This window comes from Streptomyces sioyaensis, from assembly GCF_004122735.1.
Lineage (GTDB): Bacteria > Actinomycetota > Actinomycetes > Streptomycetales > Streptomycetaceae > Streptomyces > Streptomyces sioyaensis.
On sequence record NZ_SDIF01000011.1, the window covers coordinates 36316 to 49466 of the forward strand.

Annotated in this window: 11 protein-coding genes and 1 pseudogene; 4 read left to right on the forward strand and 8 right to left on the reverse strand. The window is 69.9% G+C overall.

The window, feature by feature from the left end:
* Positions 1-37: 37 nt before the first annotated feature.
* Entirely contained in the window at positions 38-2080 is a 2043-nt protein-coding gene (locus tag EST54_RS06165) for a globin domain-containing protein (RefSeq protein ID WP_129245823.1), read from the reverse strand.
* A gap of 447 nt (positions 2081-2527) precedes the next feature.
* Positions 2528-3163 carry an HAD family hydrolase gene (locus tag EST54_RS06170; RefSeq protein WP_129245825.1) on the reverse strand — a complete coding sequence of 212 codons (636 nt, stop codon included), beginning with the start codon at positions 3161-3163 and terminating at the stop codon, positions 2528-2530.
* Between the two features lie 219 nt (positions 3164-3382).
* On the opposite strand from EST54_RS06170, the gene EST54_RS06175 reads away from it, so the two are divergent.
* On the forward strand, positions 3383-3970 hold the full coding sequence (locus EST54_RS06175; RefSeq protein WP_129245827.1) for a DUF2269 domain-containing protein: 588 nt from the start codon (positions 3383-3385) through the stop codon (positions 3968-3970).
* A 6-nt stretch (positions 3971-3976) separates the two neighbouring features.
* Here EST54_RS06175 and EST54_RS06180 read toward each other — a convergent pair.
* Positions 3977-4177, reverse strand: a pseudogene (locus tag EST54_RS06180) (heme-binding protein); the annotation flags it as partial.
* 54 nt (positions 4178-4231) lie between these two features.
* Positions 4232-5452, reverse strand: a complete 1221-nt coding sequence (locus tag EST54_RS06185; protein ID WP_129245829.1) for an MFS transporter — start codon at positions 5450-5452, stop codon at positions 4232-4234.
* Positions 5453-5583: 131 nt separating this feature from the next.
* On the opposite strand from EST54_RS06185, the gene EST54_RS06190 reads away from it, so the two are divergent.
* Together EST54_RS06190 and EST54_RS06195 are read left to right on the forward strand one after the other, a co-directional pair.
* Complete coding sequence (locus EST54_RS06190) at positions 5584-6096, forward strand: MarR family winged helix-turn-helix transcriptional regulator (RefSeq protein ID WP_239013185.1); 513 nt, start codon at positions 5584-5586, stop codon at positions 6094-6096.
* A 95-nt stretch (positions 6097-6191) separates the two neighbouring features.
* Positions 6192-6644, forward strand: coding sequence for a GNAT family N-acetyltransferase (locus tag EST54_RS06195; RefSeq protein ID WP_129245831.1), 453 nt, complete (start codon positions 6192-6194; stop codon positions 6642-6644).
* Between the two features lie 38 nt (positions 6645-6682).
* Here EST54_RS06195 and EST54_RS06200 read toward each other — a convergent pair whose 3' ends face one another.
* The 3 genes from EST54_RS06200 to EST54_RS06210 form a co-directional block, all read right to left on the reverse strand.
* Positions 6683-7366: a TetR/AcrR family transcriptional regulator gene (locus EST54_RS06200; protein ID WP_244942449.1), complete on the reverse strand. Its 684-nt coding sequence runs from the start codon at positions 7364-7366 to the stop codon at positions 6683-6685.
* Positions 7367-8071: 705 nt separating this feature from the next.
* Positions 8072-9208 carry a pyridoxal-phosphate-dependent aminotransferase family protein gene (locus EST54_RS06205; RefSeq protein ID WP_372448239.1) on the reverse strand — a complete coding sequence of 379 codons (1137 nt, stop codon included), beginning with the start codon at positions 9206-9208 and terminating at the stop codon, positions 8072-8074.
* Positions 9209-9308: 100 nt separating this feature from the next.
* Positions 9309-10751, reverse strand: coding sequence for a serine hydrolase domain-containing protein (locus EST54_RS06210; protein WP_239013186.1), 1443 nt, complete (start codon positions 10749-10751; stop codon positions 9309-9311).
* On the opposite strand from EST54_RS06210, the gene EST54_RS36010 reads away from it, so the two are divergent.
* Positions 10750-11262, forward strand: a complete 513-nt coding sequence (locus EST54_RS36010; protein WP_338059681.1) for a zinc-binding dehydrogenase — start codon at positions 10750-10752, stop codon at positions 11260-11262. The two genes, EST54_RS06210 and EST54_RS36010, sit on opposite strands and share 2 nt — an antisense overlap.
* Here EST54_RS36010 and dnaB read toward each other — a convergent pair.
* Positions 11229-12689, reverse strand: coding sequence for a replicative DNA helicase (dnaB, locus tag EST54_RS06220; RefSeq protein ID WP_174243909.1), 1461 nt, complete (start codon positions 12687-12689; stop codon positions 11229-11231). The two genes, EST54_RS36010 and dnaB, sit on opposite strands and share 34 nt — an antisense overlap.
* Positions 12690-13151 lie beyond the last annotated feature (462 nt).

Sequence of the window (13151 nt, forward strand, 5' to 3'; positions counted from 1 at the left end):
TTGGACCGGATTCGCCCTGCGCCGCCGAGCCTCAGCCTCAGTCTCCTGCCGGGACCAGCTCTTCCACGGAGTCGTGCCGTATGCGATCGGCCGGGACGCCGACCCCCACCAAAGCGTCCACACCGCTGCGGATCAACCCCGGCGGCCCGGAAAGATAGGCGTCGTATTCCCGGAACGGCCCGTATTGCCGTACTGCGTCCGGAAGTTGTCCGGTTTCGCTGCTCGTCCCGCCACGGGCCGCGGGTCCGGTCGCCACGACCGGGCGGACGGAGAGCCAGGGATGGGCCTGTTCCAGCTGCAGCATGGTGTCGAGGTCGTAGAGGTCATGGTCGCTGCGGGCGCCGTAGAACACCTCCACGGGGCGGTGGATGCCGTGTTCCGCGACGTCCTCGACCAAGGCCTTCAGCGGCGCGATGCCGGTGCCGCCGCCGACGCACAGCAGACCGTTGCGCGTGGTGTGGTCGACCGTCATCGAGCCGCCGGGTGCACCGAGCCGGATGACGTCGCCGGGACGGGCGCGGTGGACCATGGCGTTGGAGACCCAGCCGGCCGGCACCGCCTTGACGTGGAACGAGAGCAGGCCGTCGGAGCGCGGTGCACAGGCAAAGGAGTAGTGCCGCCAGACCCGCGGCCACCAGGGGGTTTCCACGCTGGTGTACTGGCCCGCGAGGAACGGGTAGGGCTGGTCCGGGCGGACCGTCACCACCGCGATGTCGGGGGTGCGCAGCTCGTGCGAGACGACCTCGGCCTGCCACCACGCGGGGGCCACGGCCTCGTTCGCGGCCGCCGCATCGATCATGATCTGCGAGATCGCGGTGTACGCGCGCACCCACGCGGCCTCGGTCTCCGGCCCCCAGCTGGACGTCGCATAGCGCCCGAGCGAGGTGAGCAGGCATTCGCCGACCGCCGGGTAGTGGTCGGGCAGGGTGCCGTATTTGCGGTGACCGCGGCCGAGGTTCGAAAGATAGGCAGTGAGCACCTCGCCGTCGTCGACATGCTGGGCGGCGGTGAGCAACGCCTTGAAGAGCCGGTCGCGCTGGGTGTCCATCGAGGCGGGGAACAGTGCCCGCAGATCGGGGTGCTGGACGAAGAGCAGCGCATAGAAGTACGAGGTGACCTTGTCGGCCACGGGCTCGATCTCCGCCATGGTGCGACGGATGAGTACCGCGTCGGGAGAGGCGGGTGTGGCCGAGGAGGCCGAGGCCTGCTGCAGCGCGTCGAGGGAGGCCTCGGGGGCGGGAGCGGCGGGACGCGCCTTGGGGGCGAAGACAGAGGCAGCGGGGGCCTCGTTCTGGCCGGCGGGCGCGTGGGCCGGTGATGCCTGGGCGGGCGGTGCCTGGGCGGCCGGTGTCCGGACAGTCGGTTCCTGGGGAGCCGGGGCTCGGACAGTCGGTTGCTGGAAGGGCGGTGCCTGAGTGGCCGGTGTCCGGACCGCCGGTTCCTGGACGGGTGCGGCTCCGGTGGGGGCGCTATCCGCTGCGGCCTGCGCCTGCGTGGCGCGCGCCGATTCGTGTACGGGCTCGGGCTCGGGTTCCGGGGCGGACACCCGCTCCCAGACCGGCCAGCTGCCCTGGAACGGATCGGCGTGCGGGGAGGGCGTGGGCTCGGCCTCGTGGCGCGGTGTCGTGTAGGCGGAGGCGGTGTACCCGGGTGCCGCGGTGGACTGACCCGGATGGGCCGTGGCTGCGGGGTACTCGGTGGAGGAGGGGGCGGCGTGCTGCCGGGCCGCCTCGCCGGGCCGCGACTGCGCGGCTTGCGGCGGCTCCGTCTCGCGCTCGCGCTCGGCCGCGGTGCCTACCGGCCGGATCGGATTGACCGGACGACTGGGTATGTGCTCCCGGTCGTTCCGCTCCGCTCTTTCCTGCCGCTCATGGCGATCTCTGTACTCGCCGCGATCGTGGGGTGCACCCCGCTCGTCGGTTTCGGCCTGGCCGTCCTGGCCCTGTTGCCGGTCCTGGCTGTTCTGCCGCTCCTGCGGTTCTCCGGAGGACTTCTTCGCCGACGGAGTGAACCAACCCCAATCTCCACTGTTCCCGCCGGAAGAGCCGTTATCGGCCGACGTGGTGGTCGGAGCGTCCATGGTCTGCCTCGCCTCGAACGTCTTTCGGTTGTCTTCGCACTTCCATGATCGGAACTGCCCGGAATTCCCCCGCCCTGCCCCGGAATTGTTAATCGACTCAAGCGATCCCGGCAACATCCTCCAAAGCGGACAAATCTCACGTCCTCGCGACAATGCGGAGCAGATGCCGCGCCAGCAGCATGCCACCCCTGCTCACCCACCGGACAAATTGCCGGAAGTCTGGGTATCGAGGGCTACTTCGCCGCTAGGCTGACGAGCTTTGCCCGGCACCTTCGTGCACTCGCGGAAGCCTTGACTCCGCCAAGCCGGAGTCGACCATACCGGCAGCGGTTGAAACCACAAGACCTGATCTTGAAGCACGCCGCGCAGCCCGGCGATATCAGTGATCCTTCCCACAGAGCTCTATTTCACTGGATACAGCGGGCGATTCCGCCGGCGACGTCAGAATTACCGGCCAGTACGGATCAGTTCGTATGCCTCACGCAGATCCCGTCCCACGTAGGCATATGAGGCCAGGTCACTAACATGGTGATCCGCATTCACGGCAACGGACTGCGGAACTGCCGCGAACAGTTCGGTGTCCGACATGGAGTCGCCGTATGCGACACAGTCGGCCCGGGTCAACCCGTACTGCACGCAGAGTTCGTCCGCGATCCGCACCTTCGCCGCCGACGAGAGGATGCCGGCCGGGTCCACCGCCTGCCGAATGGGCACCGCGGGCCAGCGTGAGCCGTGCGCCGTGTCGGCGCCCCAGGCCAGCAGCCGTTCGACGAAGAAGGCCGGCGACAGGGAGATCACCGCGCACCGTTCGCCGCGCGCCCGGATGTCCGCCCAGACCTCCTGGATTCCGGTCAGCCAGGGTGCACCCTCGAAGGCCGCGGCCACCTGAAGTTCGGTCAGCTCGGCGGCCCACAGTTCACATGCCCGCTGTGCGAACTCCACGGGCGTCAGCTCACCCGCGGCAAATCCCCGTTCCAGCTCGGCGATCTCCCGCTCCAGCCCGAGCCGGCGGGAGATCTCGACGGCGGCCGCGGACCCGTAGAGCAGGGTCCCGTCCATGTCGAACAGATGCAGCTTGCTCATGCCCCGGAGCCTAAGGGGGCTGTCCGGCGGAAGGCGCGGACGGAACCGGGGATTGCTACGACCGCCTGCTACGACGGGCCGCGTACGGTCCGCGTACGGTCCGCGGGAATGGGTGGCCGCCGGCACCATAACGCCGGACGTACGTACTCAAGCCCGCGTAGGCGCGGATACTCCCGCCGGCAGATGTACCGCGGGGCGCGGAACACCACCGTGGACGGTATGCAGAAGCTCAGCCGTCCGGCCCGCCGGGCCGTTCTCGTCCTCCATGTCGCCGTATCCGTCAGCTGGCTCGGCCTCACCCTGGGGCTGCTCGCGCTCGGTCTCACCGGCTACACGACCGGCTCGCCCGATATGGCGACGGCCGCCTACCGGGCGATGAAGGTCTTCGGCGACTGGCTGGTCCTCCCCATCGCGTTGATGTCGCTGGTCAGCGGGCTGGTGCTGTCGCTGGGCACGCCGTGGGGGCTGGCCAGACACCGCTGGGTCGTCATCAAGTTCTGGCTGACACTCCTCACGCTGCTGTTGTCGGTCTTCGCACTCCGGCCCGGCATCAACCACCTCGCCGCCGCAGCCGCGGCGGGCGCCCCGGCACCCGGCATCCACCTCGTCATCGCGCCGGCGGTCGCCACGGCCACCTACTTCTTCCTCACCACGATCTCCGTCCTCAAGCCCTGGGGGCCGACCAAGCGCGGCAGCCGACTGCGCGCGGCACGGTCGGCCGGGGACCGCGCCGGCCGGGCGCGGACGAGCGATCCCGCGGGCGTGGGCATCCGCCGGCAGCGGGCGTCCACCAGCAGAGGACGGTGACCGCCCTCAGGCGAGACCGCTCTCTGCTATCGCCTCGACTGCGATCCGGTGGTCCTGCTCGGGGGAGCCGCCGCCCAAGCCGAGCGCGCCGATCAGGCGACCGTCACGGTGGAGCGGCACACCGCCGGCGAGGAAGAGCAGCGGCCGGTCCAGCGCCGTCGGCAGTGTGTGGAAGAGCCCTTCGGGCCGTACGAGGTCGACGAGGTCAGTGCCGGTAAGCCGCTGCCGGTCAGGCTGTTGACCGGGGGTGCGGCACCAAGGTCAGCTGCGTGACGCGGGCACGGGCTCGTCGGCCAACGCGGCGGGTCCGCCGGCGGCCGCCACCTGGCCGCGGCCCTTATCCCGCCGCTCCAGGGCAGTGGCGAGTATCGCCACCCCGAGCGCCGCAGCGGTCATCAGCGCACCGACCCAGTTGGGCGCGGTGTAGCCGAGACCCGCTGAGATGACGAGCCCGCCGAGCCAGGCGGCCAAAGCATTGCCGAAGTTGAAGGCCGCGATATTGCCGGCCGAGGCGAGGGTGGGGGCCGAGGCCGCCTGGTCCATCACCCGCTTCTGCAGCGGGGGCACGGTGGCGAAGCCGAAGATGCCGATCAGCGCGATGGTGAGGATTGCGGCGATCTTGCTGTGCGCGGTGAAGGTGAACGCGGCCAGTGAGAGCGCCAAACCGGTCATGGACACAAACAGCATCGGCATCATGGCGCGGTCCGTGAAGCGACCGGAAACCAGGTTTCCGCCGACCATGCCGAGGCCGAAGACGGCCGTAAGCCAGATCACGGAGGACGGTGCAAAGCCGGTGACCTCGGTCATCATCGAGGCGAGGTAGGTGACGGCCGCGAAGACACCGCCGAAGCCCAGGATCGTCATCAGCATCGCCAGGCCGACCTGAGGGTTGCGGAACACGGCGAGCTCGCTGCCTATAGACGTGGCTGCCTTCGCCCGCTGCGCCGGGATCAGCTTGACGATGCCCAGCAGCCCGATCACGCCGAGCGTGGTGATGGCGTAGAACGTGGTGCGCCAGTCGAAGTGCTGGCTGAGCAGCGTGCCGACCGGTACACCCACGACGTTGGCGATGGTCAGGCCGCTGAACATCAGCGAGATGGCGGTGGCACGCTTCTGGGGCGCGACGAGGTCGGCCGCCACGAGCGCACCGATGCCGAAGAACGCGCCGTGCGTGAAGGCGGCGACGATCCGCCCGGCGAGCAGGACCCCGAAGGTGGGCGCGACGGCGGTGAGCAGATTGCCCGCGATGAACAGGCCCATCAGCAGCATCAGCATCTGCTTGCGGGTGAAGCGCGTGCCGAGAGCCGTCATCAGGGGCGCCCCGACGACCACGCCGAGGGCGTAGAGCGTGGTCGCGTATCCGGCGAGCGGGATGGAGATGCCGAAGCCGGCCGCCATGTCGGGCAGCAGGCCCATGACCGCGAACTCGGTCGTTCCGATCCCAAAGGCACCGATGGCCAGAGCCAGGAGTGCGAGAGGCATGACGGATCCCTTCGAATGATTGCGCCCATGCTTTACGAGCGTCCACAATAATTGCAGACGCGGATAAATTGCAAGCGCGGGATATTGCGGGTGCCCTATACTGGCGCGTACGTCCCATGAGGAGGTCTGTGATGCCGCAGCAGACGCGCGAGAAGCAGGAGACGCAGGACATGGCAGCCCCCGCGCCCGACTGCCCGCCGGCTGCCGCTCCCGCACTGGCACAGAGCTGGTGCGCGCTCTCCGCGCTGCACGGCCGTATAGAGGCGCACATCGAGCGCGCGCTGCAGGCTCAGCACGACCTCAGCGTCCGAGAGTTCTCGGTACTCAACGTGCTCAGTGAGCAGCACGACGGGCCGGGCGGCCATCTGCGGATGCACCAGGTCGCGGAATCCGTCGTCCTGAGCCAGAGCGCCACCACCCGCCTGGTGACCCGGCTCGAGGAGCGTGGCCTGCTCTCGCGCTTCCTGTGTCCCGACGACCGGCGCGGCATCTATACCAATGTCACGTCCGATGGCCTCGCACTCCTGGTGGAGGCCCGGCCCACCCATGACGGGGCTCTGCGCGAGGCCCTCCAGGACGCCGCACAGCGCCCCGAGCTGGCACCGCTCGTCACCGCCGTCGAATCGCTCGCTCCGTCTGAGTGAGGCCCACGGGCGGGGCCCGGCGGCAGGTCGGACGGTGTCGCCGACCACCTGCCGCCCCTGAGTCTCCTGAGGCTCCCCGGCATAGGGTCGCGCCCATGAGCGATATCGAGATACGCCGCGCGACCGAAGCCGACCTCCCCGCCATCGTCGCGATGCTCGCCGACGACCCGCTGGGCGCCGCCCGCGAGGCGCCGGACGACCTGGCTCCGTACCGTGCCGCGTTCGAAGCGCTGGCCGCCGACCCGCAGCAGCACCTTGTCGTGGCGGTCCGCGAGGGGCGGACGATCGGCACGCTCCAGCTCACGGTCATTCCCGGCCTGTCCCGGCGCGGCGCCACCCGCTCGATCATCGAGGGCGTGCGGATCCACCGCGACGAGCGCGGCAGCGGCCTCGGTACCGAGCTGATCGAGTGGGCGGTCGCGGAATCCCGCACGCTCGGCTGCCAGATGGTCCAGCTCACCTCGGACGCGACCCGGATCGATGCGCACCGCTTCTACGAGCGCCTCGGGTTCGAGGCCTCCCACCTGGGCTTCAAGCGCATGCTCTGAGGCGGCACGGCGGCCGGCCGGCTTCCGGCCGCGCCTGATCACCGCTGTCGGGCACGCCCCCGGTGAGCCTTCTGCCGGCAGGCACCACCGCAGTAGCGCGCCGGGCGGCCCGCGCGTGCCGTAGCAAGCGCTGCTCCGCACATCTCACACCGCGATCCGTTACGTTTTGCAGGATCTGACGCCAGTTTCGTTACGGCTCGCTCCGGCCGCAGTGCCTCGCACATCAGCGCCGTCATCCGGCCCTCCACCTCGTCCTCCGTGCCGGCACCCGCCCGGGCCCGCTCCATCGAAAGACAGCCCACCAGCAGCGCCCGCACGTCCGCTATCCCGACGTCCTGCCGTACGGCGCCTGCCTCTTGGGCCCTGCCGAGCAAGACCTCCAGCGCATCATCGAAGTCCTTCCCGACCCCGGGCGACGGCTCGAAGCGGCCCGCGCCGGCCGCCTCCAGTGCGTCGCACAACGCCTTGTTCCGTGAGGCGAGCCGTACGACCGACGCCAGAAAGCGAAAGAAGACCGGTCCGGGATCGGTGACATCAGCCAAGTCCCTTGCGGTGTCGGTGAAGAGTTCGATCCGGTCCACGATGGTCGCCCTGAACAGGGCTTCCTTGGAAGAAAAGTGCCGGTAGACGGTGCCCGCGCCGACCCCCGCACGACGTGCGATCTCTCCGAGCGGAACCCCCAACCCCTGTTCCTCGAAGGCGAATCGGGCCGCCTGGAGCACCAGGGCCCGGTTGCGCCGCGCATCCGCACGCGAGGGCGGGACTCCGCCGTCCGACATCGCTCGGCCTCCTGAGAATCGTCGACCTCCGGGTCGAAAGATCCACCCATACAAACGGGTCGCTCGTTCCGATTCTAGAGGAGGATTCAAACAAGATCATTAATGACCTGGCCGCCGCGTTGATGAATCGGCGTTGCGGTGCGGCCGGGCGCCGACAGCCAGCGGACCGCCGGGCCGTGCACGCGTGCGCCCGCTCCCACGACTCCGGAGTCCGGGCCGCCGTCCGCACAGCGCGCGACACAGACGCCCGAGCGCCGACATAACCGACCCGCCGCGCAAGGTCCGACTCGACAGCGCACACGGCGGCTTCAGCGTCCAGCCTGCCTCCGGTGCCCGGGGCGCGCTACTGGACTACTCCGGACGGGACGCGGCCGCGCTTTCGCCGATGCGACCGGCTCTACGGGCGTACGGACCTCACCTCCCCCTCCCGCCCACAGCACCAACTCACGTGCCACGCAAGGAACTTGGGTGGCAACAGGCTCATGGATCAGGACCTCCCGGAGCCGCGACATCCACCGCCGGACTCACCGGGTCCTACCGCCGTTTCACGTGAAACGACACCGCACCCAGACATGGATGTGGGGTCGTGTTTCACGTGAAACACGACCCCACGTCGACAACTCGCCCGCCACCGGGCGCCGACCAGCCTCAGCCGGCGACCACCGTGTCCCACGCCGCGCCCGCTGCCAGGGCCGCAGCCTCGGCATCCACCGGCACGTCCAGCGCGCGTAGCCCACCTGCCAGCGCCATCAGCGAGGCCGTGACCACGGCCCGCTCGGCGGCACGGCCATAGTGGTTCACCCGGATCCTCTCCTTGGCCAGTGCGCCCGCCGCGGCCTGCACCGGCACCGCAGCATCCGCCGCGACCGCTGCGGCCACCACTTCCCGGGCGTCCACTCCCTCGGGCGCACGGAGCGTCGTGGCGGCCGGCGCCGCGTCCTCGTCGTGTACGACGTATGGAGCGAGCCCTCCCAGGGCCTGGATACCGGCCCTGGTCGCCGCGGACGCCGCCCGGTGCCGCGTGATGACCGCGGCCAGGCCCTCGGCTTCGACACGGTCCGCGGCCTGCTCCAGCGCGAGCATCTCCAGCTGCGCCGGAGCGTGTGGCAGTGCGGTGCGTCCGCCGTCGATCCAGCGCTCCTTCCAGTCCAGCAGCGAGAGGTACGAGCGCCGCGGAGCCTGCTCATTGGCGGCGATCCGCTCCCACGCCCGGGCACTGACGGATACCGCGGAGACCCCGGCGGGCCCGGCCAACGCCTTCTGCCCGCCGATCACACAGAGGTCCACGCCCCACTCGTCAGTGAGCAGCGGCTCGGCGCCCACCGAGGCGACCGCGTCCAGCATCAGCAACGCGCCGTGCTCCCGCACCACCGCGCCGATCTCGGCGACGGGGTTGGTGTTGCCGGTCGCCGCCTCGGCGTGCACCAGACTCACAAAGTCGATCTCGGGGTGCTGCCGCAGGGCATCGGCCACCTGCTGCGGGTCGGCCGCGCCCGTGAACGGCGCAGTGAGGGTGACGACATCGGCACCGCAGGAGCGCAGCCAGCCGCCGAAGGTCTCGCCGTACGGCCCTGTGATGATGTTGAGCGCGGTGCTGCCGGGGCGGACGGCCGAGCGGATACAGGCCTCCAGCGGCAGCAGCGCTTCGCCCTGCATCGCCACGACATCGCAGCGGGTGTGCAGGAGAGCAGCGACCTTGTCCTCGATCCGCGCGAAATGGGCCGCGGTGAGCGGCGGCAGATCGAGCAGGACGGGGGCGGAGGGGTTCGCGGTCGGGTCAGACACGGCAGTCACAGGGCCTTCCAGCGGTGGCGAGCCGACGCGGCGCGGCTCCTGACATCTGGTTCGACTGTACGGCCGGCCCCCGCACCCTCGGGTAGGGGCCTCACACCCGCCAGCCCTCCGGATCCACCCCGCCGGGGACCGGATCTGACGGCTCGTACGGCCCGCGGGTGAACACGAAGGTGCCGAGATCCAGATGGCTGACCGAACCGTCCTCGTCGCGCACCACCCGCAGCGTCTCGCCCGCGTAGTAGCCGTCCAGCCCCGTCCACGTGCCGTCCTCCTCCGGCCGGAATCGCGAGGATCGCCCCACCCCGGACAGCGGCGCGAGCTCCAGCCCGCGTTCGGCCCGCAGCCGCAGGACGTGCGGGTTCGCGCCCCAGTACCAGGGCCCGGTCAGCGCCAGCAGCTCCCGGTCCAGCGGCCCGGGCAGCGGGCGCCAGGGCTCGGGAATCCTCGGCTCGTGCTCGGTCACGATGGCAGTGAGGTCGGCGGCGATGGCGGAGACCACCGGGCCCGAGGTGCAGTTGGTGAGCACGGCTCCGGCAACGTCCTCGTCGACATCGGTCCACAGCGCCGCCAGGTAGCCGGGCATCGAGCCGAGGTGCCCGGCCAGCAGCCGCCCGTCCCGCCGTACGAGCTGAACGCCCAGCCCGTACGCCGCATCCCAGGCACTCCCCTCCGGCGGCACGGCCGGCATCCGCATCTCGGCCAGACTCTCCGCGCACAGCACCCGGCCGTCGCCCCGCAGCAGGAACGCCGCCCATCGGCACAGGTCCGCAAGCGTCGACCACAACTGCCCTGCCGGGCCCATCAGTCCGGTGTCCTCGCCCGGCTCCGGCAGCAGCGCATCGGCCCACGGATGCACCGCCCAGCCGCCGGCGAACGGCGGCTGCGGACACAGCGTCGTACGGCTCATGCCGAGCGGTTCCAGCACCTCGCGGCGCAGGACCTCGTACCAGGGGGTGTCGCCCCGCAGCCTCTCGACCAGCGTCCCGAGCAGCGCATAGCCAGGGTTGGAGTAATGGTGCCGACGGCCGGCCGGCAGCCGCTGGGGCCGCTCGCCGAAGAGGTCGGCCGGCGCGGGCCGCAGCCCACCGTCGGTCCGCTCCCACCACGGGCCCCGCGCCTCGGCCGTCAGCCCCGAACTGTGCGCGAGCAGCTGCGCAATCGTCGCGTCCGGCACCGGAGTCCCGTCCAGATGCCTGCCGAGCGGGTCCTCCAGCCGCAGCAGCCCCTCGTCCCGCAGCCGCAGCACCAGCACGGCGACAAAGGTCTTCGTGAGTGAACCGATCCGGTACTGCACCGCGCCGTGTGGCGCCTCGCCGTCCACCGCACCGCGGGCTCCCGTCCACATCGCCCGCCCGTCGCGGACGACCGCACCCACCATCGAGGGCGCCCGGCCCTCCGACTGCCCCACCGCGAGCCGGCGCAGCAACGCCCTCCGTGTCTGCGGCAACAGCTCCGCGAACTCGTCAGGCGCGGCAACCGCCCCCGGCCCGTTCGTCCCGGGCTCATGTGACTGCCCGGACTGTGCGATGGTCATGGCGCTCCTCCACAGCGGATCCGACTCGGCCGGGCCCATCCTCGCCGTATCACCGCAGCGCTGCCGACCCGATCACCGCGCCCAACTCCGCCTGCTCGCCCTCCGGCAGCCGGCGGCCGCCGACGAGCAAACGCGCGACGCACGGATCCGCGCGGGATTCATGCTCGTCGAGTCCGACCGGTCCGGGCTGCAGGCCGTGGCCGGCCTGGTGAACAGCGGAAAGCTGCAGATCAACGTCAACGCGGTGGTACCGCTTGAGGACGCCGCCAAGGCCCATGTTCTCGGCGAGACCGGCCGCACCACCGGCAAGATCGTCCTGTCGGTCGCTCTGACCCGGCCGCCCGAGGGTGAAGCCCCGGCCGGCGCTCCCTCGTTGACCGGGCCCGGGCCGTCGTGCTCGCGCCGGTCCCGTTCAGCACACTTCTACGCCGCGAATGACGGCCATGAGGCGCGACGCACGCCGCCGTTCAGGACAGCTCAGGTCTGCGCCATGTCGACAAACCGCGAGTAGTGGCCCTGGAACGCCACCGTGATCGTGGCGGTGGGGCCGTTACGGTGCTTGGCCACGATCAGGTCGGCCTCGCCGGCTCGCGGGGATTCCTTCTCGTAGGCGTCTTCGCGGTGCAGCAGGATGACCATGTCGGCGTCCTGCTCGATCGAACCGGATTCACGCAGGTCGGAGACCATCGGCTTCTTGTCCGTGCGCTGCTCCGGACCACGGTTCAGCTGGGAGAGCGCGATGACCGGGAGCTCCAGCTCCTTCGCCAGCAGCTTGAGGTTTCGGGACATGTCCGAGACCTCCTGCTGGCGGCTCTCGGCACGCTTGGAGCCACCGGACTGCATCAGCTGCAGATAGTCGATGACCACCAGCTTCAGCTCGTTGCGCTGCTTGAGCCGGCGGCACTTCGCGCGGATCTCCATCATCGAGAGGTTCGGCGAATCGTCGATGTACAACGGCGCGGCGGAGACATCCGGCATCCGGCGCGCCAGCCGCGTCCAGTCCTCGTCGGTCATGCTGCCGGAGCGCATGTGGTGCAGCGCGACCCGCGCCTCGGCGGACAGCAGACGCATCGCGATCTCGTTGCGCCCCATTTCCAGCGAGAAGATCACGCTCGGCAGATTGCTCTTGATCGAGCAAGCCCGCGCGAAGTCCAGCGCCAGGGTCGACTTACCCATGGCGGGACGGGCCGCGATCACGATCATCTGGCCGGGGTGCAGGCCGTTGGTGAGGGAATCCAGATCGGTGAAGCCCGTCGGCACGCCCGTCATCTGGCCCTGGCGTGAACCGATCGCCTCGATCTCGTCGAGGGCACCTTCCATGATGTCGCCGAGCGGAAGGTAGTCCTCGCTGGTCCGCTGCTCGGTGACGGCGTAGATCTCCGCCTGGGCGCTGTTGACGATCTCGTCGACGTCGCCGTCCGCGGCGTATCCCATCTGCGTGATACGGGTGCCGGCCTCGACCAGCCGGCGCAGCACCGCACGCTCATGGACGATCTCGGCGTAGTACTCGGCGTTCGCGGCGGTCGGTACGGACTGGACGAGGGTGTGCAGATACGAAGCGCCGCCGACCCGCGCGATCTCGCCGCGCTTGGTCAGCTCCGCGGCGATGGTGATCGGGTCGGCCGGCTCGCCCTTGGCGTACAGGTCGAGGATGGCCTGAAAGACCAGCTCATGGGCGGGACGGTAGAAGTCCTCGCCCTTGAGGACCTCGACGACATCCGCGATGGCGTCCTTCGACAGCAGCATGCCGCCGAGCACGGACTGCTCGGCGTCCAGATCCTGCGGAGGCACCCGTTCGAAACCGCCGGCCCAGGAGCCGCCACCGTCGTCGTCACGCTCCTGCCGGTCGCCGCGGCCGCGGCCCTTGCCCTCGCCACGCCGGGAGCGGGCGGCCGGCAGCAGGTCGCTGGGACCGGAGTCCGCCCAAGGGTCTTCCATGGGCTCGGGAATGCTCACCCCGGCACCTCCTCCCGTCCGCGACGCGGACCTTGCTGTGCGGTTCTTTCTTACGGCACAGCTCTGACAATCGAGACGCCCGACTCCGGTTACGGCGCGTCGAGTTCGGACGTTGTCTCAAGCCGGAACGGGCGGCGGGTGCCGGACCACGGTAGGCCCGTGGGCACCGTCCGCCAATCTGGTTATCCACAGGCCATGTGGATGACTGGCCTACAGCTGTGGAGAAGTCCCCGGATCCTGTGCACGGCACGGGGGAAACTTCTGTGGACAAGCACACAATCACCCCACCCTCACCCTTCTGACCTGCACCTTTCTCGTCCATAGGCTGTGGGGGAGAAAAACTTTCCCCAGGTGTTCAAGATCGCGACAAACGGCACACGGATGACACCCCCACACAGCGGAAAGTAAGGACTGCAAGGGACTTGCATCTCTTACCTGTGGAAG